The organism is Pollutimonas thiosulfatoxidans, assembly GCF_004022565.1.
GTDB lineage: Bacteria > Pseudomonadota > Gammaproteobacteria > Burkholderiales > Burkholderiaceae_B > Pusillimonas_D > Pusillimonas_D thiosulfatoxidans.
Genome location: NZ_CP022987.1, coordinates 971,875 through 998,155, shown reverse-complemented (window position 1 = coordinate 998,155; position 26,281 = coordinate 971,875). Strand labels below are relative to the sequence as shown.

Here is a 26,281-nt window from a genome sequence, read left to right as displayed (position 1 = left end):
CATGAATTACGAATTTGATTTCGGCGCGGTATTGCAATACTGGCCCATGCTGCTGGAAGGCGCCACAACGACTTTAGTGATGTCGTTTTGGTCGACCCTGGCCGGGCTCGTCATGGGCGTGGCTTGCGCTATTGCGCGCAGTTCAGGCGGCCCTATGCTTAAGCGGGTAGTCGGCGCCTATGTCGAGTTCATACGCAATACCCCGCTGATCATCCAAAGTTATTTCCTGATATTTGGCTTGTCCAGCATAGGCTTCACGATGTCCATCATTGCCGGCGCCATACTGGCGCTGGTCATCAACATTACTGCTTACACCTGCGAGATCGTGCGCGCCGGTATCGAAGCCGTTCCCCGCAGTCAGAAGGAAGCCGGCGAGTGCCTGGGTCTTTCTCCTTTGCAGGTGTACTGGCACATCATCCTGGTGCCGGCCCTGGAGCGCGTCTATCCGGCCTTGACCAGCCAGTTCGTACTGCTGATGCTGGTGACCAGTGTGCTTTCAGCAGTGGGCACCGAAGAGCTATTCGGCATTTCCGGAAACATCCAGGCTTTGACCTTCCGCAATTTTGAAGTGTTCATCGTGTTGTGGGTGGTTTACCTGATCATGTCTGTCCTGGTGCGAGCTGCATTCACCTTGGCCAGCAAGTTCATGTTTGTGCGCAAGCGCAAGCTGGGCACCTTGCTCTAGGAGGCGGCATGAATTACGAGCAAGTGCTTTATTTGTTGGCCGGTGCCTGGGGCACTGTGCTGCTTTCCGCCCTGACCTTTGTGTTCTCGGCGATGCTGGGCCTGGCTATCGCCCTGCTGCGGGTTTCCGACAACCGCATCGTGCGCGGCGGCGCCTTTGGCTACATCAACATCATCCAGGGCACGCCCTTGCTGGTGATCATGGGCGTCTGCTTCTACGGACCGTCGGTGCTGGGTTTCACCGCCACTACCCCGCTCTTTGCCGCCGTGCTTGCGCTGACTGTGCACGCAGCCGCCTTCCTGGGCGAGATCTGGCGCGGCTGTATCGAGTCGGTACCCAAGAACCAATGGGAAGCCGCCGAGTGCCTGGGCCTGAATCGCATCCAGCGCATGTTCAAGGTGATCCTGCCTCAGGCACTGCGCATTGCAACTCCGCCCACTGTCGGCTTCATGGTGCAGATCGTCAAGAACACGTCTTTTGCCTCGCTGGTCATCGGCTTTGCCGAGCTGTCTTACAACGCGAAGATCTTGAACAACTCTACGTTCAAGCCCTTTCTGTACTTCGGCGTCGCGGCCGTGCTCTATTTCATCATCTGCTACCCGCTGTCATGGATCAGTCTCAAGCTAGAGCGCAAACTGACCCTGGCGCGTACTTAGGGTCCGCAAGCCGGACTGAGGACCACTTCATGGAAGAAATCGTACGCCTTTGCAACGTGCACAAATGGTTTGGAGACAATCACGTCCTCAAAGGGGTCGACCTGAGCGTCCATAAGGGCGAGATCGTGGCCATCATCGGTCAAAGCGGCTCGGGGAAAAGCACGGCATTGCGCTGTATGGACCACTTGGAAATTATCCAGGAAGGCCAGATCACCGTATGTGGCCATACCTTCGGCGCGGGGATCTCGGGCAAGAACCTCAAAAGCCTGCGCATGGACGTCGGCATTGTCTTTCAAAGCTATAACCTGTTTCCTCATTTGACCGTCGAGCAAAACATCACGCTGGCGCCACGCTCGGTCCGCAAAGTGAAAAGCGCCGATGCAAAAGAAATCGCAGCCAAGGTGCTCGCTGAAGTGGGCCTCAGCGACAAGATCCATTTTTATCCGGAACAGCTATCTGGGGGGCAGCAACAGCGTGTCGCCATCGCGCGTTCCCTGGCGATGGGTCCCAAGCTCATGCTGTTTGACGAGATCACTTCGGCGCTCGATCCGCAACTGACGGGCGAGGTGCTGAGGGTTATTGAGAAATTGGCGGCGGCCGGCATGACCATGGTGCTGGTCACCCACGAAATGGCTTTTGCCATGAAGCTGGCTCACCGCATCATCTTCATGCACGAAGGCAAGATCCATGAACAAGGCGGGCCTGAGATCCTGCGCAACCCGAGCACCCCAGAACTGCAGCAATTCGTCAGCAACGGGCTTTGACCCACCATCCACCAAGGAGACAACAATGACTTCATCATTTCTGACCCGCAGCACGGCCATCCTGGCCGTCACCGCCACTACGCTTTTTGCCGCCATCGCACCCACACACGCAAGTTCGCTCGAAGACGTCATGAAGCAGCAGACCTTGCGGGTCGCGATCGACCTGAACGCGCCGCCCTATGGCATGAAAGACGCCGGCCTGAAAGAAGTTGGCTCTGACGTCGAAACAGCCAAACTGCTGGCCGAGAGCCTGGGTGTAAAGCTTGAAATCGTACCGACGACGCAAGCCAACCGCATTCCGTTCCTGTTGACCAACAAGGCGGATGTCGTCATCTCGAGCCTGACCATTACCCCGAACGCCAGAAGGTTGTGGATTTCACCATTCCCTATGCTGCCATCCAGTCTGTCATTGCAGCACCAGAGGATGAAAACATCAAAACCATAGAGGATCTGGCCGGCAAGACCGTGGTTACCGCAAGAGGCACGACCAACGATGCCAACGTGACCAAGCTGGCGCCATCGGGTACAGACATTGTGCGCTTCGAGAATGACGCGACCGCCATGACTGCTGTCACCAGCGGCCGCGCGCATATTTACTCGGGCGCCCCGGCAATTATCGCCTCCCTTAACAAGCAGTTGGAGGAAGCCGGCAAGAAGCCTTTGGTCACCAAAGTCGTGATGGCCACCTCCATGTTGGGTATTGGCGTCGCCAAGAACAATCCCGAGTTGCTCGAAAAGATGAACGAACTCATCCGCAAGCACCTGAAGGATGGCGGACTGAACACAGCCTACCGCAACTATCATGGCGCCGACCTACCGGAAACCGTTCTGGCCGAAGGCAAGTAACGCGACAAAATCGCGAGTGTTGTGCGTGTGCCGGATATTCTCGGCCACGCACAACGCATAGGTAAAACCAAACAGGCTCAAAAGATGACCATCATCCAATCCATCGAGGTGTTCGACCTGCGTTTTCCCACGTCCACGAATCTGGACGGCTCGGACGCCATGAATCCGGACCCGGACTACTCAGCCGCTTATGCCGTTTTGCACACAGATAGCCCCGGGCTGCAAGGCCACGGGCTTACCTTTACCATCGGGCGCGGCAACGAGATCTGCTGCGCCGCCATTCGTGCCATGGAGCATCTGCTGATAGGCAAGGACTTGGCCTGGATCACCGAAGACATGGGCCGGTTCTGGCGCCATATGACATCGGACAGCCAGCTACGCTGGATCGGTCCGGACAAGGGCGCCATCCACCTGGCAAGCGCCGCACTGATCAATGCAGTGTGGGACCTGTGGGCCAAGGCGGAAGGCAAACCGGTCTGGCGCCTGGTTGCCGACATGACGCCCGAAGAAATCGTCAAGCTCATCGACTTTCGCTATATCACCGACTGCATTACCCCGGACGAGGCATTGCAGCTGTTGACTGAACGCGCCGTCGGAAAAAAGGATCGTCTGGCCGAGTTGGAACGCAATGGCTACCCTTGCTACACCACGTCTGCCGGGTGGCTGGGGTACGGCGACGAGAAACTGCGCCGCCTGACCGCCGAGGCCGTCGAGGCCGGTTTTTCGCATGTCAAGCTGAAGGTCGGGCGAGATCTGCAAGACGACATCCGCCGCCTACGCATCGCACGCGAAGTGCTGGGACCGGACCGGCATCTGATGATAGACGCCAACCAGGTCTGGGAGGTCGATCAGGCGGTGGCGTGGCTCGATCAACTGGCCTTCGCCCGGCCCTGGTTTATTGAAGAGCCCACCAGCCCGGACGATATCGCAGGGCACCGAAAAATTCGGGAAGCCATGCAGGGCCGCATGCAGGTGGCCACCGGCGAGATGTGCCAAAATCGCATTATGTTCAAGCAGTTAATTATGGAATCTGCCATCGACATCGTTCAAATCGATGCTTGCCGCCTTGGTGGCGTCAATGAAGTCTTGGCAGTGATGCTGATGGCTGCCAAGTACAAGCTGAAGGTGTGTCCCCATGCCGGCGGCGTCGGCCTATGCGAATACGTACAGCACTTGTCCATGATCGACTACCTGTGCTTTGCCGCCACCAAGGAAGGCCGCGTCATCGAATATGTTGACCATCTGCATGAGCATTTCGTGGACCCCTGCGAGATTCGGGACGCGGCCTATATGCCGCCCACGCAGCCGGGTTACTCCATCGAAATGAAACGCGACTCCCTGGAGCGCTATCAGTTCCGGGGCCTCTAGCACAAGCATGGAGAACTGCCATGGGCAAGAAAGGCGGGGGCATCATTCGGATAGGCATCGGCGGCTGGAACTACGAACCCTGGCAAGACAGCTTCTACCCTGAAGGCCATCCCAAAACCCGTCAGCTCGAATACGCCAGCCGGCAGCTTACGTCGATCGAGATCAACAGCACTTACTACGGCGCCCAGAAGCCGGCGACATTTGCCAAGTGGTACGAGCAAACGCCTGACGACTTCGTGTTCTCGGTCAAGGCGCCGCGCTATGCCACCCAGCGCAAAATCTTGGCCGACGCCGGCGCAACGATAGAGCGCTTTCTTGCTGGCGGCCTGACCGAACTGAAACACAAACTCGGCCCGATCAATTGGCAGTTCTTGCCCAGCAAGAAGTTCGATGCCGCTGATTTCGAGGCATTCCTCAAGTTGCTTCCGAACGAAGCGAACGGCCTCGCCCTGCGGCACGCGATCGAAGTGCGTCATGACAGCTTCCAGACGCCCGAGTTCGTCGCCCTCGCCCGCAAGTATGCCGTTGCTATCGTCATGGGGGCCGATTCGGAATATCCCTTGATCGCAGACATCACCGCAGCTTTTGTCTATGTACGCTTGATGGGGACACAAGCGGGCGAAGTGCTTGGTTATCCTGAAGCTGATCTCGACCTTTGGACGCAGCGGGCACAAACCTGGGCCGAAGGCGGCACACCTGACGGCTTATCCAAGCTTGGTTCAGCGGCGGCTAGAACCAAGAAGCGCGACGTCTATATGTACGTGATCAGCGGACACAAGGTTGTCAACCCCGCCGCGGCGATGTCATTGATCGAGCGCGCCGGTTAGAAGCCAAGGTAAGACCTTAATTTTCTGTTGGTTTACCCGACCATTTCGTGATTGGCTTGTCGGCCGGTTCCCCCATCCGATCAGCGAACACCTTGATCGCCTCAATAATAGGTGTCAGCGAGGCCCAAAGCTTGTCGTCCCTCAGCATTTTGTACGCACCGGTGACGCCCGGCGCATCGCCGCTGTCTTTCGGCGGAGTGTGCCGGTCCAGTTCGACAAAGGCATCCTTTAATCCGAACACCAATTTATAGAAGTCCTCTGGCGGAATGCGGGCGAGTGCCATGCCGAGGATCGACAAGTTCTGGATGGCGTTCAGCGTACTTTCCTTGCCAAGTCCGTCAACGAGCACTTGGGCAAGCTCAGTTTGTGAACGTACGAGATCGTTGGCAAAGCGCAGGACTCCCTGCTCGTGCAGGCCCTGCAACAAGCGCTCAAGTTCTTGGTGAGCGTCCGGACCGATCGGCGTAGGCTTGACCTCGTAGTCGATGCGTTCTGCCATTACAATTTCTCCGGATTAAGTTGCTCGGCGGGCGGAAGGACATATTCTGGTTGCGCCCATTTAACCTCCACTGACACGCCTTCGTTGGGCGTACGGCGCCCGTAGCGAAAGTTGTGTTGCGGCAAGGGAGATCCTTCGCCCGGCCTGGCCAGCACTTCCAGCTTGACCGCAGTCTCTTTGAACGCCGGCGTGTTGACGATGGGATCGTGATGCTCGCCGGTCAGCAGGTTCAGTCCTGGCTTGCCTTGGTGAATAGGCATGAACAAGACCTTGCCGTGTACGCGATCCGTGACCAGCGCGGGCACCTCGACCGAGCCGCGGCGCGAAGTTATCCGTACCCAGGTACCGTCCCCAATGGCATGTTCTCTCGCCAGTTCGGGGCTGATCTCAACAAACCAATTTGGCAGTTGCTCGTCAATACCCGGCGAGCGCCCAGTCTGGTTGGTTCCCTGGAAATGTTCGAGCATTCGACCGTTATCCAGCATCAGGTCGTACTCATCGTCGGCCGCTTCATCCGGCTCGGTCCACGCCACCGGGTAAAGAATCGCCTTGCCATCGTCCGTCTTGAAGCCATCGGTGTATAGCAAGGGGGTGTCGGTGCCGTCTTCGTGTACCGGCCAGCATTGCGACTTCCAGCCTTCCAATCGCGCGTAGCTGACGCCTTTAAAGATCTCTGCAATGCCCGCTACTTCGTCCATGATCTGCGACGGATGCTCGTAGCCCCAGTCGTAGCCCATGCGCTTGGCCAACTCCGTCAGTATCCGCCAGTCCGGCCGGCTATTGCCTAAAGGCGGCATCACTTCGTAGAAGCGCTGGATACGCCTTTCGGTATTGACAAACGTGCCCTCCTTCTCGACACTCGGACAACCTGGCAGCACGACATCCGCGAACTGCGCGGTGCGGCTGAGAAAGAGGTCTTGCACAACCAGGAACTCGAGCTTCTCAAAGCCAGTGTGTACGTCCTGGCTATGTGAGTCGGAGAACGCCGTTTCTTCACCGATGATATACATGGCGCGGATCTTCTCGGTATCGGCATCCTGCACCATGGTGAAGTTGCCGGAACCTATTTCGGCGGACAGGCTTTCCTTGTCGACACCCCAGGCCTTGGCCCACTTCTCGCGAGCCGCCTCGTCTGTTACCTTCTCATATCCTGGATACATGTTCTTCAAGCACCCAAAGTCACTGGCACCTTGCACGTTATTGTGGCCGCGCATCGGGTAGCCCCCGGTGCCCGGGCGCCCATAGTTGCCGGTCACCAGCAAAAGATTTGATAATGCCGTACTGGTATCCGCGCCATGGCTGTGCTGTGTAATACCCATGGCCCACAGCAAGCACACAGATTCTGCTTGACCGATCATCTCGGCGGCATCCGTAAGCACATGCAAAGGGATGTCTGTCATCCGCGAGGCGTGCTCCATAGTGAACGGCTCGAGCGACCGACGGAACTCGTCAACTTGATTGACCTTGTCACCAAGAAAATCCAGGTCGGCGTAGCCGTGTTCAAACATGTAGCGAGAGAAAGCCGACGCCCAGATGGTGTCAGTGCTGACTTTGGGGCGCATGAAGATGTCAGCACGCTCGGCCATCTCGTGCTTGCGCGGATCGACGACGATCAATTTCTGTCCGCGCAACTTCTTCGCGGCCTTGATCCTCGAAGCAAACACCGGATGATTCTCGGCCAGGTTGCTGCCCACAAGCACCACGAGGTCGGCTTTCTCGATATCCGCCAGCGTGCCGGCGTCCCCGCCATAGCCTACTGTTCTGAACAATCCTTTGGTGGCAGGGTTCTGGCAATAGCGCGACGAGTTGTCGACGTTGTTCGTGCCGATGATCAGCCGAGCTATCTTCTGCGTCAAGTAAGCCTCTTCGTTACTGGCTTTGCTTGACCCGATGAAGCCGATGGCGTTTGGCCCATAGCGGGCCCGGTCTTTCATTAGTCGGCTGGCAACCAAGTCCAGTGCCTCATCCCAACTGGCTTCCCGGAATTTGCCGCCTTCGCGAATCAGGGGCGTCGTCAGACGCTTGTCGCTGTTGACGAAATCCCAGGCAAACTTTCCTTTGATGCATGTGGAGATGCCGTTCACCGGCGCCTCAACCACTGGTTGTACCTTGAGAATATGGCGATCCCGCGTCCACATCTCGAAGGAGCACCCCACGCCGCAGTAGGTACAGACCGTCTTGGTTCGCTTGATTTCCGGTTGCCGCCACGCCATATCCATGTTCGAAACGGCAGTGATCGGCTGCGCACCGATTGTGTTCTCCAGCTTCTTGACAATATCTATCATGGGCCGCTTGAGGGACTGCGGCAAGGCGGTGAAGGGGCCAGCATCGGGCTGCATGCTCTTCTCGAGCAAAGCGTTACAAGGACAGACGGTGACGCAATGACCACAGCTTACGCAACTGGAGCCTGCTATGGTGTGGCCTCCGTCCCAAAGCACCCTGGGGTTCTCCATCGAATAGTCAATACTTAAGGTCTCGTTCACCTCAACATTCTGGCAAGCCTCTACGCAGCGTCCACATAAGATGCATTGGTCGGCATCATAGGTATAGAAGGGGTTGCTCTCGTCCTTCTCATACGGCTTGCGGATGAACTCGTAGCGCTGTATGGGAATGCTCATGTCCGCCACGGTGTTGTGCAGTGTGCAATCGCCGGTGTTGTTCTCACAGACAGTGCAGTACAACTCGTGTTTGCCCAGAAGCCGGTCCATCCCCTCGTGCCTGGCGGCAGCCGCGCCTTCAGCCTTGCTTGAAACGCTCAAACCATCATGGGAGCGAATCGCACAGCCGCGCTGCAGTTCGCCATCCACTTCAACCCAGCAGACATCGCAAGTTTGCAGCGGGCCCAACGCGCGGTGGTAACAGACGTGGGGCAGGTCAATGTCGTGCTCAGCCAAAAAGTCCACCAGCGGCTCATCGCTCTTGCCCCTTAGCGCTTCGCCATCAAAGAATATTGTGCACTCTGCCACATTTTCCATCGGAGCTCCTTATTTTGAGGGGTCCCTGTCAGCGGCGACTCCGACGAGCGACCCTTGCCTTGCGTGCGAACCCGGCGCGCAGCAAAAAGCATTCCCTCAAGCTGGAGCTTTACAGTTTGATGGCAGGCCTGCTTCGCCTTTCCGATCGATGCCGCGCAAAGGTATGCGCCGCCGTCACGCATAAGGCAAGCCACGCTATGCCTTCCGCAAAGCCGCCAAGCACGTCAGTCAGAAAATGCGCACCCAGGTAAAGCCGGCTGAAGGCCACCAACGCGATGAGACCCAGGGCGCACCAGCACACCAGCGCACGCCATTGCCACGAAGGCATGCGTGGCACGAGAAAGGCGGCCAACACCCCGTAGAACAGCGTGCTCGCACACGTATGGCCGCTAGGAAAACTATAGTCGGTCACTGTCATGAACGACGAGGCGAACGACGGTCGCGCGCGTTCGAAAACGGTTTTCATCAAAGCATTCAACGCGGCACCGGAGGGCACGGTAAACAGCAGGATCACCATCCAGGTCCAGTACCGTTTCCATGCCAGGAGCAAAGCTGCGATCAGGACAAGCGCAGTCATCCCTTGCATGCCATGCAAAGAACTGACCTTGAGCATGATGTCGGTAAGCCAGGGCGTCTGCAGACTGTTTAACCAGTACGACAGCTGCATGTCTACAGCCACGAGCTCTTCCCGCTCGAGCACTTCTTCGGCAATGCTTCCAAATGCCCAACTGGCACCGATCAGGAGTAGCGCGCCCAGGCTCAGTTGCAGTCCGAGGTAGCTGGCCGGATCCAAACGTGCACGGATAAATCTCAGCAAACGTCCTCCCCGGGTCATTTATTCACGCGTCTCATTGTAGTGGCGGCAGGCAAAAAAAATGCCTGGCGGATCGTCGCCATATGGTAATCTGCGCGACAAGCGCCGCATCCAACAGGTGCAATAACTACGGGGCAACGCAACATGAAGATCAATCGTAGAGATTTCGTCAAGAGCTGTGCAGCGGCCGGAGTGCTATTGGTTCCAGGCATCGTCAGCGTTGCGGCGGCCCAAGACAAGATGGTAAGTTCAGATACCGCCCTTGGAATCGAAAAATCAATCAAAGCGAGCTTTGGCGGTGGCTTTTCGCTACGGACTCATGTCCAGGCCCACGGACTGACCTACGCTGATATAGCACATTGTGGCAACCGTTACACGGTTTCCTCTGCCGACCTGCTCGACTGGGACATCTTGGGTCAGCACTAAGTCCATCCCGGCTACGCATCCTTTCTGCAGCATCGTCGATTTCTATGGAATGCATGGAAATTCCGGGCTACTGCATCCGTCCAAAATTGAATCAAGAACCACCAACTGTATAGGAATGAGCCGTGTCCAATAACATCAAGAGCATACGCATCCATCCGGGCATCGGCATCGCGCGCCTGGGAGACAGTGATGAGTTCTTCATCGGACCCGAAGCACCCGGAGTGGTCGTAGATCCTGGCGGCAGCGGCGGTCCGGGACCCAACGGGGGAAGCTACCGCGACAGCGGTGCCCGACTCAAGCGTCAGGCGCAACGGTACCGTGTGTATGCCTACGACGCCAACGACAAGGTGATTGCAGAGCTGACCTCGGACTCCGGCTTGGTCGAATCCCTGCACTGGAGAGTCCATGTCCGGAACATGAAGGCCGCCAATTATGCCTTCCAGGGTCCTTATCTGTTCGATCCGGACGCACTGCGCAACCCATCCATCCAGCCTGGCAAGAAGCCGATCGAACGCGATCAATTGATTATCGATCCGGGTGTGCATACGATCACCTCCGGACAAGCCGGAGCCGTCGTTATGAAGGGCGACGTGTTCACTGGCATCGAAAAAGGCACCTTGCCCGGCGAGCTGCGTTTTGAAGGCTACACACCGAAGGACCCGTCCAAGGAAGTCGAGGTCACTTATCAGGCCGCCAAAGATATCGAACTAGGCCAGCTTCGCCTTGATGACCAGGATCGCTTGCTGTTCGTACCGGCGCCTGGCGGTGGTGAATGTGTCACTACACCGAAGGTGGCCTTGTCGAACCCCAGCGAAACAGTCAACCCGCCGAATGGTCCCGAGAACGGCAAGAACCCGCTGACGAATCAGTTTGCTTATTTCAACGTTCCAGGCTGGTGGGACGATACCTGTGGCGGCGAGATCGACGTCACGGTCACGCTTAAAGACGGCACCGTCTTGAGCACACGCGACAATGTGAAATCGGCCAAGGACGAAGGAACCAGAAACCCGCGCGCGGGCGCCTGGATTGTTACCGCGCCACCGAAGTTCGCGCCTCACATGTACCACGTGGTGTCCATTCTGGATCGTGTCTACGAGGCATTTCCAGAGGCTTATCCCTACGCCAAGCAAAAAACCAATTTCTACCGCGATATCTATCCGCTGTTCATCAAAGCGGTGAATTACGGTTGGGTAAGCGCCGAAGCCGCCGGCGTCACGCCCGAGACTAAAGGCGCGGCCCATGGCCCAAGCCAGCCGGGCAACCTGCTAAGCGCACCTTACATGGCGGCTTTCACCGACCCATCGGACAAAGGCAAGCCGGTTAGGCAAATGATCTATGGTCTGATGCGGCATGCACCGGGGCAACACGGACGGCTGGTCGATTCGATGTTGCCCGCCCCGCCCCAGCGGCCAACCAGTTGGAAGAACCCGGAATTCCAACGCGCCGAGCAGGACTTCAAGATGCCCAAGCTATGGGGATCAGGAGGCAAGCCGGCACAGAACAAACAATTGGGCATCAACCTTCCCGAACAGTTCTTAAGCTTGACTACCTTGCAGTTGCAACACCTGAAGGAATGGGCAGACGGAGACTTTGAAGTCGGCACCTTGCAAGAGCCTCCTACCCTGGAACAACTACCATTGGCGGAGCAGCCGCATGCCCTGGACGCCTCGGCGCTGGAGCCCACCATTGGCGGGGGCTTCCACCCGGGTATCGAATTCCCCTACCTGGTTCTTTATCGGGAAAACTTCGCAGATGCCTTCCGCGTAAATAAAGACATCGAAGCCGGCGCGCTTGCCGCATACATGTCCAGCCCGTGGCAAGGCGACTTCTGGTCGTGTAACGTTGCATGGTGGCCCACGCAACGGCCAGACATTGTCTTCGAGTACGACAAGGCCACCCAGACTCGAACCTATAAAGAGTGGTTCCGTGGCTACGACGCTGACGGCGAACCACTATCAGCCACCGACGGGTACGATCAGATGCTTTATGCCTGGCCCAAGTTGGGCATGGTGTTGCCGGTCAAGAACGAAGATGGCAGTTTCCTGAAGGACAACGGTGCGGTCGTCTATGTCGAACACGAGCGCGACCCTGCCCTGAACCGGCCACCCACCAAAGCCAGCTAACGCGTGTCGTCCATCCGCGCAGACCCGGCCGACCCGACATGGGACGTTATCGTCGTCGGCGCCGGGCCGGCCGGCGCCGCAACGGCCCTCACACTGGCCAAATTGGGCCAGCGGGTGCTGTTGGCGGAGGAGCGCGTATCCACCAGTTTCAAGCTGGGCGAGTCGCTGCCGCCCAGCGCCATTGGCCTGGTCAAACACTTCCTGGACGACTCTGAACAGCCCGGACGAGACCTTCCAGGCGTCTTCAGGACGGCCGGAAACATTTCGCTATGGGCAACCGAGCAAGCTGATGTCGCGGACTTCTTCTTCACTTCGACCGGCTTCGGCCTGTGTGTGGAAAGATTGGCTTTCGACGAAGCGCTGCGCTTGAAAGCTGTGGAAGCTGGCACAAGCTTGCTCAAGGGCGTCCGCTTCCAATCGTGCGAGCGTATTGCAGACGGCGCCTTCAACTGGCACGTCAGCCTGACAGGCGAAGCGCAAATGCTGAAGCACCGCGCCCGTTATCTGGTGGACTGCTCGGGACGCCGCGCAGTCGTGGCCAGGGCGCTAGGCGTACCGACGGTCGACACTGACGACCAGCTGTTCGCCTACGCACAATGGTTCTCCGTGGCTGGCGACGATGATGATCGCTATACCCGGATCGAGGCCGGGCCACACGGGTGGTGGTATAGCAACCGCCTGCCTGGCACTGACGGAGATGAAACCCGAAGGCTGGTGGTTTTCCATTCGGACAAGGACCTGCCTGCGGCAAAAATGGCCGCGCGCCCACAAGGCTACGACCAGTTGTTGGACGAGTCGTCGCACCTGGCCCCTTTGCTCAAAACCGGCGGCTACCAGCCTTGTGGGACCATCCGCGGTGCACCGGCCCACAGCCAGCGTCTGCAAGACTTTTGCGGTGATGCCTGGATGGCGGTGGGCGATGCCGCGCAAGCCTATGATCCGCTATCGTCCCAAGGCATAGATAAGGCACTGCGAACGGCCAGCCATGCCGGGCACATGATTCATTACGCGTTGGCGGACTGTTCGCAGGGGCGGGAAGGACTAAGCAGCAGCAATACCTACATCGGCCAATATAACGAGCAACAGCGCAAGCTGTGGCAAACCTATTTGTCGCAACGCGACTACTACTATGGGATCCAGAGGCGTTGGTCTGATCGACCGTTCTGGCAGCGTCGTCGTAACAATGCCTGAATGGGTAGTTGTTAAGATAGCCATACTACTACGGCCCGTTGATGGCCTTTCCTTTATGTGGTGAGTATCTATATGTCGCTTAAGCTTCAAGTCATTATCTGCAGTACCCGTCCGGGACGAGTCGGACCGTCGGTTGCCAAATGGTTTGCCGACTTTTCGGCCAAACACGAAGGGTTCGATACGACTTTGGTCGACCTGGCCGATTTCAACCTTCCCGTCTACGACGAGCCCCAGCACCCCAGGCTGCAGAACTATCAGCACGAACACACTAAACGCTGGAGCGCCAGCGTGGCGGCCGCCGATGCTTATGTGTTTGTCACGCCCGAATACAACTACTGCCCTCCTCCGTCGCTGATCAACGCACTGAACTACGTCTACAGCGAATGGAACTACAAGCCTTGCAGTTTCGTCAGCTACGGCGGCGTGTCGGGCGGCATGCGTTCCGTCCAGATCGCCAAGCAGCTCGTGACCACACTGAAGATGATGCCCATGGTCGAGGGCGTTGCTGTGCCGATGGTTGCAACGCTACTGGATGACGCCAAAGTGTTTACCTCGAACCCGCTCATCGACGACTCTGCCAACACCATGTTGGCTGAGCTACATAAATGGGCGGTCGCACTCAAGCCGTTGCGGTAAACCCATCGTGACAGACCTCATTTGAGGTAATTACGCCGGTACACCTCTTCGCCCATCGCGTCGATCTGCTGCTCAATCAGCACACTGAACGGCTTTAGAAGAGCTTGAAAATCCTGGTGAGGTTCCAGTATGGTGAGCGCACGCGCAATGGCCTCTATGGTGGAAACCGCGCCGGGATGAGGCGCCTTGCGCACGCGGTAGGCAGAAGGTTCGCCTAGCGCAAGACTGAGGCGCGGCAATGCAATCAAGGCCGGATTCATTCGAACGATCTTGCGCGCCTTACGCCAGGTACCATCAGGCACTACCAGAAGCGATGAAACTGCCTCGGCCCGGGCGAGCAATGGAGTACAAGCCTCTGGGTTCTCGGCGGGAAAGAGCAACAATGCCTGCTCCACCGATTCAATGCGGACGTCCAATTGCGGAAAATATTCGCCGATCCACAGGTCGGCGTTCTTCAGCCCCAACGCCGCCAAGCCTGCAGTATTCAGGGGATGTTTTGCTTCGTCCGGATGCTGTAGTATCAGTACGGATGTGGCATTGGCCAGCGCCGGGATATGGGCGCAGAGACAATAAGACATGACACGCAGGCAGCGTTCGCAGCGCGATCGGCGCGGCTTGTTCGGTTTCAGCATAGGTACAGTTTACGAAATTCAGAAACACGGACCTCACTCGCGGTTCAAGCACGATTAAATCCCAGATAATGGCGCACCGCTGGTGCTTGTTGTCCTTGGTGGAAGCGCAGTACCTCTTGTTGAATATCCGCATCTGCCTTCGATACGCGTTTGTGCTGGCGCAGGTGCTCAGCCCAGGACTCAACCTGGAACCACTCGAGCATCACAGCGGGATCTGCAGAATCTTCGGCAACACCCCAAACATAGGCGCCATCCCTTCGGCGTTCGGATGACAGCCGGGCTAGCACCTTCAAAAATTCGGCGCGATTTTCCGCAGCAACGCGGTATTCGATCTGAATAAGCACAGGCCCGCGATCGATCTGCACGGGTGCAGCTGTTAGTGGCTCGGGCCAATGATTGGACGGGACCAGATCATCATCACCGGTGGGCAGCTTGACTCGATGCGCGATAAGCCCGATTAGCACGAGGCCACCCGCACTGCTCAGCAAGGTCAGCGGTACGCCGATGCCAGCAGCAATGGCGCCCCAGCTTAAGCTGCCCGCCGTCATGGCACCGTTGAATACGGTTAAGTAAACGGCCAGGGAACGTCCCCGCACCCAATTCGGCAAAATGGCTTGCGCGACGCCATTGAGCGTGGTCAAGGCGGTTATCCAGGCCGCGCCCAATACCAGCAAGGCACTCACTGCCGCCCACTTTGGTGGCGCGAAAGCCAGGAAGCCCATGACCGCTGCTGTCACTAACGCAGCCATCAGCAACAGGCCGTCGGGGCTTAAGTGATTGCGTAACCTGGGCATGATGACTGCCCCGCCTATTGCCCCCAGGCCCACCGCACCCAACAAGATGCCATAGAAGCCGGCGTCTCCGTTTAGCAGTTCGCGGGCCACCAGCGGCAATAGCGCCCAGACGGCACTGGCCATTGCAAAAAACAGGAAGGCGCGCAGCAGCACAACGTGCAGTTCGCGGCTGGCACGGGCATACCGCAAGCCGGCACGAAAGGCCCCTGGGAAGCGTTCGGTCAATGCATCAGGCTGCGCCTTGGGCCGGCGCCACCATAGCAGTGCGGCAATGACGAACATATAGCTGATGACGTCTACGCCATAGGTGAGCGCTGCGCCCAGGCTGGCCAACAGCAAGCCGCCCAGGGCAGGGCCTACTGCACGGGCGATATTGACGCCTAGCGAGTTCAGCGCCACAGCGTCCTTCAGCTCTTTTCTTTCGACAAGCTCGGGCACAATAGCTTGCCATGTTGGCCCCATCAATGCCGCCCCGATCCCACCAACAAAGGTCAGCGCCACCAGGGACGCCACCGTGTGCATGTCGGCCAGCGATAGCAACACCAGGCAGGCACTGACGCTTGCCAACAGCAATTGGATGCCGATCAGCAGCTTGCGCCGGTCCAGGATGTCGGCCAGCACTCCTGCGGGAATAGCCAGCAGGAAAACCGGTAGCGTGGCGGCGGCCTGCACCATAGCGACCGCCACGGGCGATGAGGACAAGTCCGTCATCAGCCAGGCACTGGCCACATCGCGAATGAAGCTTCCCGTATTGCCGACAATGGTGGCGACCCAGATTACTGCGAACAAGGTCTGCCGCAGCGGGGCAAAAGCGCTACGCTGGTCATTCATGCTCGTTTCTCCTTAAGATCAAGCCAGGCAACGAGCAGGAAGCCTCCGACCAGTCCCAGATGCTCAAAGAACGCGTTGGTAGCCATAAAGCGTTCCTGCCCTGCTGGAAGCTCCCAATAACGCAGGGCAATCGCTGTTGCGAGCAAGGTAAAAGCCGCCAGCCCCAGCGCTCCAAGCCAACGCATCCGACCGGTCAGAATCATCAGGGACGCGCCCAGCTCCAATGCAATGACCAGCACGGCAAACATGGGCGCTGGCGAGAGCCCAAAGTGATTCATCTCTGCGATGACTCCGGGAAAATCCATCAACTTCGTCAAGCCGCCCTGCAGATAGGCCGCGCATAGCCCAAGATACGCGACGAATCGGACAGCGCGACTACCAAAGACCGGTGACATGGCGGCTGCTAGCCTGGTACCAATGGTGTTATAGGTTGACATGCGACGGTATCCTTTAAACAGCCCAACATGAGCAACCCAAGGCGCCGAAGAAGCCTTGCAGGTCAGAAGTGGGCGCCTTGGAAGCCCACGCGCGCGCATGATCGTGACCATGCAAACCGCAAGCACTGGCGCAGCCGCAGGAAGCAATCGCCTGATATCGATAGGCTTGCAAGGAGTTCTTGCCCGCCGCTTCCGGTTCGCCCCACGCGCCATAACCTTTGAACAGCCGCGTCGGCGACCAATCCGGCATCGCCGGCGGCAGGGGGTTGTTATCCAGGGGTGCGAACTGATCGTCAGCGTAGACAACACGACCACCCACTACGGTCAGGTGCGAGGTAAGAAACGAAATATCATCTTCAGGGACAGCAAAGAAATCTTTGCTGGGAACGATAAAGTCAGCGTAGTGGCCTTCCTGGATACGGCCGCGCTTGCCTTCCTCGTTGGAGAACCAGGCGACATTCTCGGTCCACATGCGTAGCGCGGTTTCGCGGTCCAGCAAATTATGCTGGGGATATAGGCGTAGGCCCCCTACTGTCTTGCCTGTGATCATCCACGAAAGCGATACCCAGGGGTTATAGGAGGCAACACGGGTGGCATCGGTTCCGGCAGAAACCTTGACGCCTCTGTCCAGTATCTTGGCAATCGGTGGGGTCGCTTCTGCTGCCTTCGCTCCGTAACGCTCGACAAAGTACTCGCCTTGATAAGCCATGCGATGCTGCACAGCGATGCCGCCGCCCAGCTCGGCGATGCGATCGATGGACTTGTCGGAGATGGTCTCGGCGTGATCAAAGAACCAGTTAATGCCTCGCAGCGGGATGTCTTCATTGACCTTTTCAAACGCATCCAGCGCACGGGATATCGTTTCGTCATAGGTGGCGTGCAGGCGCCAGGGCCAATCGTTTTGCGCCAGAACGCGCACGACCTCTTCCAGTTCGCCTTCCATCTCCGGAGCGAGCTCCGGGCGAGGCTGACGAAAATCCTCGAAGTCGGCGGCTGAGAACACCAACATTTCTCCGGCGCCATTGTGACGAAAGTAGTCATTGCCCTGCTTGTATTTCACACTGCCGGTCCACTTCAGGAAGTCTTCCTTTTCTTCCTTGGGTTTCTGGGTGAACAGGTTGTAGGCCAGACGGATGGTCATCTGGTTTTCGTCGGCCAATTTCTGAACAACCGCGTAATCATCTGGGTAGTTCTGGAAGCCGCCGCCAGCGTCTATGACACCCGTGATGCCGAGGCGATTAAGTTCGCGCATGAAGTGTCGGGTGGAGTTGACCTGGTAGTCCAATGGCAGCTTGGGCCCCTTGGCTAGCGTGGCATAGAGAATCATGGCGTTGGGCCTGGCCACCAGCAGACCGGTGGGGTTGCCCTTGGCATCGCGGATGATCTCACCGCCCGGGGGCGCAGGGGTCTCTTTGTTGTAGCCCACGGCGCGTAGCGCGGCCCCATTCAGTAATGCACGGTCGTACAGGTGCAGCAGAAAGACTGGGGTATCGGGCGCCACCGCGTTGATCTCCGCTATGGTCGGCAAACGCTTTTCAACAAATTGGTGCTCAGTGAAGCCGCCGATCACGCGCACCCACTGCGGCGCCGGCGTAATCGCCACTTGCCGACGCAGCATGTCCATCGCATCGGCCAGCGATCTCACCCCATCCCAGCGTAGCTCCAGGTTGTAGTTCAGCCCGCCTCGAACCACATGGGTATGATTGTCGAATAGACCCGGCAACACTTGCCTGCCGTGCAGGTCAACCACCTGGGTTGTGGCGTCGGCCAACGGCAGGACCTCGCTGTCCGAGCCAACTGCCACAAACCTTCCGTCTTTAACAGCGACCGCTGAAGCCAGTGGTTTGCCGCGATCGAGCGTCGTGATTCGGCCATTGTGATAAACGATGTCTGGAGTGGAATGAGCCACGCGGGTCTCTCCTTTAACAATGGTCTGTGCGACGCCTTTGCGTCCTAAAAGACCGTTGAATGCGACGGTTGACGCAAGCGTCGTTGCCGCCCCGAGAACGCTTCGACGGTTAGTCATACGGTGTCCTTCATTTGATTTCTTCCGGGCAGCTGTCCAAGCACATGTTCGGTGGCCTGCGTTGTAGCGCAAGCTGAAGTGAAGGCAGTACCGTCCAACAATTGCTTGCCTACCGGTATCACCTGCTCACCGATCAGCATGCCCAGCAGGCCTAATAACGCGACTAGCGGCGGCGCCGGCGAACGTACGCTAAGCATGCAATAGATAACGCCCACCAGCACGCCGGCACCCAGCGAGAAGATATAAAGCTTCATGGTTTCCCTCCATACGAAATCCGGCGTGCGCCGCCTGCCGCTATACGGACGCCGCTACGGGTGCGAGAGTTGGTCCGTGTGCCGCCCGCTGAGGCGCCTTGTGGACCATGGTGTAGGCATAATCGACCCCCATGCCATAGGCACCAGAGTGCTCCTTCACCAGTTCCATGACGGCGTCGTAAGTTGCCTTGTTCTTCCAGTCGCGTTGCCATTCAAGCAGGACCTGCTGCCAGGTCACCGGCACGACGCCCGCCTGTATCATGCGCTGCATGGAGTAGTCGTGAGCCTCCTTGCTGGTTCCGCCAGACGCGTCGGCCACCATGTAGATCTCGTAGTCGCCCTCCAGCATGGCCGACAGGGCGAAGGTGTTGTTGCAAACTTCCGTCCACAAACCCGACACGACTACCTTCTTGCGGTCATTTTTCTTAAGCGCGTCGCGCACTTTCTGGTCGTCCCAGGAGTTCATCGAAGTACGCTCTAGAAGAGGCGCCTCCGGAAATACAGACAAGAGTTCTGGGTAGCTAAACCCAGAGAAGCTTTCGCTCTCGACGGTGGTGATGATGGTAGGAATGGAGAAGATCTTCGCAGCCTTGGCCAGGCCGACTGTATTGTTCTTCAGAACCTGTCGGTCGATGCTTTGAACGCCAAACGCCATCTGCGGCTGCTGGTCGATGAAGATTACCTGGCAGTTTGTCGGCGTCAGTAGTTCGAGTTTCGGATTGGTCATGTTAAGTCACCTATAGAGCATTCATGTGTCGGTAACGATGGGCGCCCTGGCCTTCATCGCGCTAGTGCCATAATGGCGCTACCACTATCTCGCGAACGGCCCGCCACTAATTGGACTAGCTTGCAGTAATGGAAGATTTCTGCGAAAACAGTTTCCGTATGCCGGGAAAGCGCAAGCGCTGGTCTCTGGCGAAGGGCGCGTGCCTGCTGGCCGCAGCTCTGCTGTGCATCAGCACGGCACCACTGGCATCAGAGCACCGGCTCGACAGGCTTGAGCATCGGCGCTGGACCGGCGCGGATGCTGCGCCCAGCCAGATCGGTGCATTGGCACAGACGAACGACGGATATCTCTGGCTGAGCACCAACGAAACGCTTTACCGCTTTGACGGCCAGCGATTCATACCTTATGCCGCGCCCAAGGGCGACCCCATCGGTATCGTTTCTGCCCTCAAAGCCGAAGACGAAGGTCTATGGATCGGCTTGCGCACGGGGGGCGTGAGTCTCATTACGGAAACAGGCATAACGCGTTATCCGGTTGGCGCGGGCTTGCCCCGTGGCGTGGTCTACAGCATCACGAAGGATCGCAGTGGCGCCGTCTGGCTAGCCGTCAACGATGGCTTGGCGCGTTTCGATGGTGAAGCCTGGCAGCGTATAGGCACTGAATGGAACTTTCCTGGGCAACACGCGCATGCCGTGTTCGTCGATAGCACCGGCACCCTATGGGCTGCAAATGAAGAAAGACTGTTCTATCTACCGTCTGGCGCCCGCAGGTTCATCGACACGGGCGTATCGGTCGATCGGGTTAGCCAGATCACGCAGGCGCCCGACGGCGCGATCTGGTTGGCCGAACGATATGGCGGGACGCTACGCCGCATCATTCAGCAAGACGATATGGTGGCCACTTCAGTGACCGCAATCGATGGCGCCAACGGGCTACTGTTCGATAGCAGGGGCGCGTTGTGGGTGGGCTCAGGCGGCACAGGCTTGCACTATGTATCGCCTTTGGCGAACGATTCGCTGCCAGTACAACAAGCGCTGGGCATGGGCGAGTCGTTCACCGCCAAGGACGGGCTAAGCGCCGACGTTGTCCGTGCCATGCTCGAGGACGCCGACGGAAATGTTTGGATAGGCACCACTGCTGGGCTTGATCGTTTCCGGCCCCGGGCCATGGTCCTGGCCGATTTCCCCAAGCAAGCACTGAACTTTGCCCTGGCCGCCGGGGCCAAAGGCAGCGTGTTGGCGGGGACGAGTAATTTGCCCGCAATGCGCCTGAGCCGAACAGGACTCACCCACCTGGACGTGCCGGCGCCCATCCACAGCGCCGTCAGTGATCAGCGAGGCAATGTCTGGCTGGCCGGCAGTAACGGAATTTGGAAGGTACGGGATGACAAGGTCGATCGCTTGGCCGCCTTACCTACCGCAAATGACCCCGACTCGGCCGTCCGTGCGATGACCCTGGACCAAGCTGGCAACTTATGGGTGTCGATCAATCGAGCCGGTCTCTTCGTGCTTCGTGATGGAAGTTGGTCAGAAATTGCCTCGCCCAATGCCGACCCGAGCCAACGGATGCCCGTCGTAGCCAGCACGGCACCCCACGGCCGGCTCTGGTTCGGCTACCGGAATAATCTGATTGTCACTTACGACAATGAGCAGGAAAGACACTGGGGAGCAAGCGACGGCCTGGAAGTCGGCCATGTCACGGCGCTGATGCATCAAGACGATCACACATGGGTTGGCGGCCAGCGTGGCGTGGCCCTTTTTGATGGAAAGCGCTTCCATAGCCTGCAACTGCCCGACAACGGCCTGTTCGACAATATCTATGCCATTCTCGCTACGCCCAGCAACGCGCACGCGGACGATGGCAGCTATGACCTTTGGCTACATAGCAAAGGCGGTATCTTCCAGGTTACCCAGAACGAGCTGAAACAAGCCATGGCCGATCCGGGTCACTACATCAGTTATCGCAGCTATGAGGTGATGGGTGGACTGGCCAACGATCCGCATCAGGTACTGCCATTACCCACCGCCGTGCGTAGCACTGACGGACGCTTGTGGTTCAGCACCAGCAATGGTGTGATGTGGATGGATCCCGCCAGGCAGGTTCAAGAACATGCGGCTCCCGAGCCGGTCATCGACTCATTCACAGTGGACGGCAGGGAGCTCCCGACTAAACAAGCGCCCTCACTTGAACCGCAACCCAGGCGTATTGAAATCACTTACTCTGCCCTTAACCTCTCGGGTCATTCAGGCCTGCACTTCCGGCATCGCTTGGAGGGATACGACACGGACTGGCAGCAGGTAGGCGCCACCCGCAAAGCTGTCTATGCCGGACTGGGCCCCGGAAACTATCAATTTCATCTCCAGGCGACCAATCCGGACGGCATGCTAAGCGCCGAGGAGACCTCGCTGCGCTTCAGCATTCGACCCGTTTTCTATCGCAACCCCCTGTTTATTCTGTTCTGCGGCATGACCCTGGCTGGCATCCTATGGCTGCTGCATCGATTCAGGATGCGACGCACCGCCGAGCAGTTGCGCGCCCGTCTCGAAGAGCGACACGCAGAGCGCGAACGAATCGCCCGCGAGCTGCATGACACCCTCTTGCAAGGTGTACACGGACTGATGTTGAGCTTCCAGGCCGCCACGGAGTCGCTTCCCGACACCCACCCCGCGCGAGACAAAATGCTGGATGCGCTAGATCGGGCAGATCTAGTATTGGTGGAAGCACGTGATCGGGTAAGTGAATTACGCGATGCGAACGATCCTTCCTTGAACCTGATTACCGCGCTCACCGCCCTCATCAACGAGTTGCAACCCAGAAGCACCACGACCTTCACATTAAGCAGTCAGGGCACACCGCGGACGCTCCACCCTATCGCCGGCGAAGAGAGCTATCGCATCGGCAGCGAAGCCATCCTGAACGCTTGCCGACACGCGAACGCCAGGAATGTAAAGATCTCGATCATCTATACACGGCAGGCCTTGCAACTAATCGTCGCCGACGATGGTATGGGCATCGACGACAAGTACTTGCCTCCTAATGTACGCCCCGGACACTGGGGGCTATCCGGAATGCTTGAGCGCGCCAGGAAAGCTGGCGGAACATTGTCGATACGGCGTGGCGACCCCAGCGGCACCAGCATTGACCTGACAGTACCGGCGTCAGCCGCCTATCGAGACGGTCAGCACCGCCGGAGCCCTTGGTTGCGGACACTATTCCGTTTAGGACACTGACCATGCAGTCGCCAAAAGAAGCAATTCGAGTCCTGGTCGTCGATGATCATCCGCTACTGCGGGACGGGATTGCAGCCACGCTCGCTGCGCAACCGGATATCACGATCGTCGGAGAAGCTGCTGATGGCCGGGAAGCGGTGCAGCTGTTCCGCTCGCTGCAGCCGGATGTCACCCTGATGGACCTGCAAATGCCCAAAGTCGACGGGGTCGAGGCGATCGTGGCCATACGTGAAGAGTTTCCGTCAGCGCGCATCGCCATCCTGACAACCTATCGACGAGACATCCGCGCCCTGCATGCCATCAAAGCAGGCGCCTACGGCTATCTGCTGAAAAGCACCCTACGCAAGGAACTGCTGGATGCGATCCGCGCCATTGCCGCAGGCAGACGCTATATTCCTGCGGAAATCGCTGCCGAACTGGCTGACAGATTGAGTCAGGAGTCGCTGACTCCTCGCGAAGTCCAGGTCTTGCAGTGTGTGGCCATGGGCAAACCCAACAAACAGATCGCCGCGGAACTGATGATTTCCGAAGACACCATCAAGGGGCACCTGCGCAGCATCATGGAAAAAATGGGTGCCAGCAATCGCACGCATGCAGTCACCATGGGCATTCAACGCGGCATCATCACGGTGTGACCCCCACTTATGGGGGGGCCATGCCCCACCCATTGTTGTCTTATCCACAACGGGCCGTGCGCCTTAGCATTCAGGCATGCAACGATGAATCGCGTCATTGGTCCCAATGGCGCAGTGGAGAAAAGCCATGCATGCCGTTATTTCAACACGCGTCCACGGCGGTCGCGACCAGTACTGTGTTCCTAACGATGCCTACCACAGCGTCGGCCTGTTGCTGAGCCATGCCCAGACCTCTTTGAGCGGGGATCCGGACTCCACTCGTTTACTTCTGAGTCGCGCACTGACTATCCTGCAGCAAGACGAAGCTTCGTCGAAGGGTAAGCGGGCCTCTCTGGCCAAGTGGCAGATCCAGCGTTTGGACAACTATATCGACACTCACCTAGGCAGCCGGATTCGTACGGAGCACTTGGCTGCTGTACTGAAACTTAGCGCCAGGCATTTTTCGCATAGCTTCAAGGAGACTCTTGGCTTAACGCCGCTGCACTATGTGGCGAATCGCCGCATAGAGTCCGCTTGCCGGACCATGCTTACGACGGATTTCTCGCTCACCGACATCGCCTACAGCTACGGCTTCTGCGATCAGTCTCATTTCATCCGTATCTTCCGACGCCAGATCGGCATAACCCCTCACGCCTGGAGACGTCTAGGCTCATTAAATCCGCAACACTCAACCACCACGGAGCATTTATCATGCAAAACAATCTGAACAAGAAGCTGGGATATCTCGGTACCCCCTGGGAGGAAGCCTATGGCTACGCACAGGCCGTGCAGGTAGGCAATATGCTGTACGTTTCTGGCCAACTAAGCCACGACAGTTCCGGAAATTTAGTCGGACCAGCTCCTCTTGATGCGGCGGGCAAGGTAACCGACACCAGTAACATGGATGTGCAAATGCGTACCACCTATGCAAACGCCGCCAAGCTCCTCGCCCAGTTCGGAGCCACTTTGGACCAAGTTGTCGAAGAGGTGGTCTACGTTACTGATATGGATGCAGCCTTTGCCGTTGCAGGTACAGTACGAAAAGTCGCCTACGGGACAGCCAAGCCCGCATGTGCAAGCAGCATACTGGAAACGCCTCGACTGGCTTTTCGTGAGCAACTGGTTGAAATCAGCTTTACTGTGGTTCTGCAGGAATAACACTCATCCAAGCCTGGCATGGGTTGAAAGTCCTGTCCGTCGCACCTACCAGTATTGCATGGCACCCCTCGAGTAATTGCGCCGGTAAACCTCTTCACCCATGGCCTGCATTTGCTGCTCGACAAGCAACTGATGAAAGGCAAGCATTTTTGGTGGGAAACAGCAGCGATGCCTGCTCCACCGAATCAATTACGCTGTCCAGTTCGGGAAAATACTCACCTATCCATAGCTCGGCGTTCTGCAATCCCAATGCCGCCTAGTGCGCTCTACCCGCTCCACCGCCAGCTTTCACCCCGCGTGCGCGTGTTCATAGACTGGGCTGCCGACTTGTATGCTGAACGATTCCCCCGCCGCGTGTAGTGACGGTCGAAAGAAAACCAGCGGCTTTTCTCTTCGATGTCACTCTCGATTGCGCGCAGACGCAGGATGGCAAGATCGCTTTTCGCCAGGATGCTGTTATCTACGCGTAGTGCGTCCACATTCGCAGAACACGTACAACACGTTCCTGAATGAACACCTCATAGACCAATCGATGCTGGATGTTGATGCGGCGGGAATAGGCCCCCGAAAGATCGCCGACCAATTTTTCGTAAGGCGGTGGATTCTGGAACGGGTCAAGCTCCAGGATCTTAATCAACGCCTGGACTTTGGATTTGAAGCCAGCCGCAGCTACGTTTTTCGCATCCTTGAGCGCGGCATTGGCGAAGACCATCTGCCAAGTCACCAATCGAGCTCCTTGGCACTTTTTTCCAGCGGTTCTTTCATGCCCTCTTTGATCGATTCGCGCATGCCGGGCACAGAGGTCAGATACAGAGTCTCTTGGATCGCGTCCCAATCGGCTTCCGAGATCAGCACGGCACTTGCCCGCTTACCGGCAATCCGGATGGGTTGATGAGACTCGGCGGCTTGGTCAATGAGACGGTAAAGGTTCGCTCGTGCCTCGGACGCAGTCATGGATGTAGACATGGTATATCTCCAAATAACATCCGAATCGTACGGCTTCACGTACGTCAGGTCAAGGCGCCGCTTACTCCACCCCCACCGAGAAGGAGGGTTTGGCTTTAGTCGTCTTCACAGTCCACGAGCCGGACTGCCGGAACGAGCTGGAAGAGGCATAGGTATCTTCCATGAACTGGAAATAAGTCATCTTTCCATCACGGACCTTGGCAAGGATGGCAAATGGTGATGTGAAGACATCGCCCACTGCTACGGACCGGTAAGTAAACTTGCCAAAAATGGCGACGTCTTCGCCGGCGGCGATTTTATCGGTGATGGTGAAGTCTTCGATTTTCCAGTAACTTCCCACCTGCATGAATACGCTGCTGTAGGCCTTGGGACCCTTGTTCGTGCCGGTCCAGGGAAGGATTTTCTTCAGTTCCGGATTGTCGAAGTTAAGCGAAACGTAGGTTGCGTCCGGCGCGACCAATCTTTCCGCGGCAGCTTCAACTTTGTCTGGCCCGGTATTCGACAGGAATTCCATGACAACCGATAGTGAAGCAGCAGCCTGCGCTTCGCTAGTCGACTGTGCTTGGGCGGGGGTAACAGTTGAAATTGAGGCAAGGGACATACCGGCGGCGAGCGCTACAGCTGCGCCGAACGATCTAGTTTGAGCAATCATCATCATGAATTTTCTCCGTTTAGGGACCCGCGGCCCCGGAGATGAAACAGTAATAGCAGGCACAGAACGGGAATAGGACGATACTGCTCTCCTCGCACAATACTGCTATCCTCGCAGAAAACCGAAGCCCCACTACCGAAGACTTGCGGG

General features: G+C 57.7%; 25 protein-coding genes and 2 pseudogenes. 15 read left to right on the top strand and 12 right to left on the bottom strand.

Annotated features, from left to right (window positions below):
- Position 1 precedes the first annotated feature (1 nt).
- The 6 genes and pseudogenes from CKA81_RS04800 to CKA81_RS04775 all read left to right on the top strand — a co-directional run bounded on the left by CKA81_RS04800 (position 2) and on the right by CKA81_RS04775 (position 5,146).
- On the top strand, positions 2-685 hold the full coding sequence (locus CKA81_RS04800; protein WP_128354274.1) for an amino acid ABC transporter permease: 684 nt from the start codon (positions 2-4) through the stop codon (positions 683-685).
- Between the two features lie 8 nt (positions 686-693).
- Complete coding sequence (locus CKA81_RS04795) at positions 694-1,341, top strand: amino acid ABC transporter permease (protein ID WP_128354273.1); 648 nt, start codon at positions 694-696, stop codon at positions 1,339-1,341.
- Positions 1,342-1,370: 29 nt separating this feature from the next.
- Positions 1,371-2,105 (top strand): amino acid ABC transporter ATP-binding protein, encoded by a 735-nt coding sequence (locus CKA81_RS04790; RefSeq protein ID WP_128354272.1) that lies wholly within the window; start codon positions 1,371-1,373, stop codon positions 2,103-2,105.
- Positions 2,029-2,951, top strand: a pseudogene (locus tag CKA81_RS17535) (transporter substrate-binding domain-containing protein). Before CKA81_RS04790 ends, CKA81_RS17535 begins: the two are co-directional and overlap by 77 nt.
- 84 nt (positions 2,952-3,035) lie before the next feature.
- Entirely contained in the window at positions 3,036-4,319 is a 1,284-nt protein-coding gene (locus CKA81_RS04780) for an L-fuconate dehydratase (RefSeq protein WP_128354271.1), read from the top strand.
- Between the two features lie 20 nt (positions 4,320-4,339).
- Positions 4,340-5,146 carry a DUF72 domain-containing protein gene (locus tag CKA81_RS04775; protein ID WP_128354270.1) on the top strand — a complete coding sequence of 269 codons (807 nt, stop codon included), beginning with the start codon at positions 4,340-4,342 and terminating at the stop codon, positions 5,144-5,146.
- A gap of 16 nt (positions 5,147-5,162) precedes the next feature.
- Here CKA81_RS04775 and CKA81_RS04770 read toward each other — a convergent pair whose 3' ends face one another.
- The 3 genes from CKA81_RS04770 to CKA81_RS04760 form a co-directional block, all read right to left on the bottom strand.
- Positions 5,163-5,645: a DUF1641 domain-containing protein gene (locus CKA81_RS04770; RefSeq protein ID WP_128354269.1), complete on the bottom strand. Its 483-nt coding sequence runs from the start codon at positions 5,643-5,645 to the stop codon at positions 5,163-5,165.
- Positions 5,645-8,620 carry a formate dehydrogenase subunit alpha gene (gene fdhF, locus CKA81_RS04765; protein WP_128354268.1) on the bottom strand — a complete coding sequence of 992 codons (2,976 nt, stop codon included), beginning with the start codon at positions 8,618-8,620 and terminating at the stop codon, positions 5,645-5,647. Before fdhF ends, CKA81_RS04770 begins: the two co-directional genes overlap by 1 nt.
- A 109-nt stretch (positions 8,621-8,729) precedes the next feature.
- Positions 8,730-9,437: a phosphatase PAP2 family protein gene (locus tag CKA81_RS04760; protein WP_164878342.1), complete on the bottom strand. Its 708-nt coding sequence runs from the start codon at positions 9,435-9,437 to the stop codon at positions 8,730-8,732.
- A 141-nt stretch (positions 9,438-9,578) separates the two neighbouring features.
- On the opposite strand from CKA81_RS04760, the gene CKA81_RS04755 reads away from it, so the two are divergent.
- The 4 genes from CKA81_RS04755 (at position 9,579) to CKA81_RS04740 (ending at position 13,810) form a co-directional block, all read left to right on the top strand.
- On the top strand, positions 9,579-9,860 hold the full coding sequence (locus CKA81_RS04755; RefSeq protein ID WP_128354266.1) for a twin-arginine translocation signal domain-containing protein: 282 nt from the start codon (positions 9,579-9,581) through the stop codon (positions 9,858-9,860).
- Positions 9,861-9,982: 122 nt separating this feature from the next.
- Complete coding sequence (locus tag CKA81_RS04750) at positions 9,983-11,983, top strand: LodA/GoxA family CTQ-dependent oxidase (protein ID WP_128354265.1); 2,001 nt, start codon at positions 9,983-9,985, stop codon at positions 11,981-11,983.
- 3 nt (positions 11,984-11,986) lie between these two features.
- On the top strand, positions 11,987-13,174 hold the full coding sequence (locus tag CKA81_RS04745; protein ID WP_128354264.1) for an NAD(P)/FAD-dependent oxidoreductase: 1,188 nt from the start codon (positions 11,987-11,989) through the stop codon (positions 13,172-13,174).
- A gap of 72 nt (positions 13,175-13,246) precedes the next feature.
- Positions 13,247-13,810 (top strand): NADPH-dependent FMN reductase, encoded by a 564-nt coding sequence (locus tag CKA81_RS04740; protein ID WP_128354263.1) that lies wholly within the window; start codon positions 13,247-13,249, stop codon positions 13,808-13,810.
- A gap of 17 nt (positions 13,811-13,827) precedes the next feature.
- Here the strand turns inward: CKA81_RS04740 and CKA81_RS04735 are convergent, their stop codons facing one another.
- From CKA81_RS04735 to CKA81_RS04710, 6 genes are all read right to left on the bottom strand, one after another.
- A complete protein-coding gene (locus CKA81_RS04735; RefSeq protein ID WP_128354262.1) occupies positions 13,828-14,442 on the bottom strand; it encodes a tRNA-uridine aminocarboxypropyltransferase in 615 nt (204 codons plus the stop codon).
- A 44-nt stretch (positions 14,443-14,486) separates the two neighbouring features.
- On the bottom strand, positions 14,487-16,067 hold the full coding sequence (locus CKA81_RS04730; RefSeq protein ID WP_128354261.1) for an MFS transporter: 1,581 nt from the start codon (positions 16,065-16,067) through the stop codon (positions 14,487-14,489).
- Positions 16,064-16,504, bottom strand: a complete 441-nt coding sequence (locus CKA81_RS04725) for a DoxX family protein (protein WP_128354260.1) — start codon at positions 16,502-16,504, stop codon at positions 16,064-16,066. The genes CKA81_RS04730 and CKA81_RS04725 overlap by 4 nt, the downstream gene beginning before the upstream one ends.
- Before the next feature lie 13 nt (positions 16,505-16,517).
- On the bottom strand, positions 16,518-18,413 hold the full coding sequence (locus CKA81_RS04720; RefSeq protein WP_199287583.1) for an amidohydrolase: 1,896 nt from the start codon (positions 18,411-18,413) through the stop codon (positions 16,518-16,520).
- Positions 18,414-18,526: 113 nt separating this feature from the next.
- Positions 18,527-18,784, bottom strand: a complete 258-nt coding sequence (locus CKA81_RS04715) for a XapX domain-containing protein (RefSeq protein ID WP_128354258.1) — start codon at positions 18,782-18,784, stop codon at positions 18,527-18,529.
- A gap of 40 nt (positions 18,785-18,824) precedes the next feature.
- A complete protein-coding gene (locus CKA81_RS04710; RefSeq protein WP_128354257.1) occupies positions 18,825-19,511 on the bottom strand; it encodes a hydrolase in 687 nt (228 codons plus the stop codon).
- A 128-nt stretch (positions 19,512-19,639) separates the two neighbouring features.
- Between CKA81_RS04710 and CKA81_RS04705 the strand changes: the two genes are divergently transcribed.
- The 5 genes and pseudogenes from CKA81_RS04705 to CKA81_RS17530 form a co-directional block, all read left to right on the top strand.
- A complete protein-coding gene (locus CKA81_RS04705; RefSeq protein WP_128354256.1) occupies positions 19,640-22,741 on the top strand; it encodes a sensor histidine kinase in 3,102 nt (1,033 codons plus the stop codon).
- 2 nt (positions 22,742-22,743) lie between these two features.
- The gene (locus CKA81_RS04700) at positions 22,744-23,376 is read left to right on the top strand and encodes a response regulator (protein ID WP_128354255.1); all 633 of its coding nucleotides are present in this window, start codon (positions 22,744-22,746) and stop codon (positions 23,374-23,376) included.
- Positions 23,377-23,503: 127 nt separating this feature from the next.
- Positions 23,504-24,082, top strand: coding sequence for a helix-turn-helix domain-containing protein (locus CKA81_RS04695; RefSeq protein ID WP_164878341.1), 579 nt, complete (start codon positions 23,504-23,506; stop codon positions 24,080-24,082).
- Positions 24,067-24,513 (top strand): RidA family protein, encoded by a 447-nt coding sequence (locus tag CKA81_RS04690; protein WP_128354253.1) that lies wholly within the window; start codon positions 24,067-24,069, stop codon positions 24,511-24,513. Before CKA81_RS04695 ends, CKA81_RS04690 begins: the two co-directional genes overlap by 16 nt.
- A 249-nt stretch (positions 24,514-24,762) precedes the next feature.
- A pseudogene (locus CKA81_RS17530) lies at positions 24,763-24,873 on the top strand (LysR family transcriptional regulator); the annotation flags it as partial.
- 100 nt (positions 24,874-24,973) lie between these two features.
- Here the strand turns inward: CKA81_RS17530 and CKA81_RS04680 are convergent.
- The 3 genes from CKA81_RS04680 to CKA81_RS04670 all read right to left on the bottom strand — a co-directional run bounded on the left by CKA81_RS04680 (position 24,974) and on the right by CKA81_RS04670 (position 26,137).
- The gene (locus CKA81_RS04680) at positions 24,974-25,237 is read right to left on the bottom strand and encodes a Txe/YoeB family addiction module toxin (RefSeq protein WP_128356566.1); all 264 of its coding nucleotides are present in this window, start codon (positions 25,235-25,237) and stop codon (positions 24,974-24,976) included.
- Entirely contained in the window at positions 25,234-25,479 is a 246-nt protein-coding gene (locus CKA81_RS04675; protein WP_128354252.1) for a type II toxin-antitoxin system Phd/YefM family antitoxin, read from the bottom strand. Before CKA81_RS04675 ends, CKA81_RS04680 begins: the two co-directional genes overlap by 4 nt.
- 61 nt (positions 25,480-25,540) lie before the next feature.
- Positions 25,541-26,137 (bottom strand): nuclear transport factor 2 family protein, encoded by a 597-nt coding sequence (locus CKA81_RS04670; RefSeq protein ID WP_199287562.1) that lies wholly within the window; start codon positions 26,135-26,137, stop codon positions 25,541-25,543.
- Positions 26,138-26,281 lie beyond the last annotated feature (144 nt).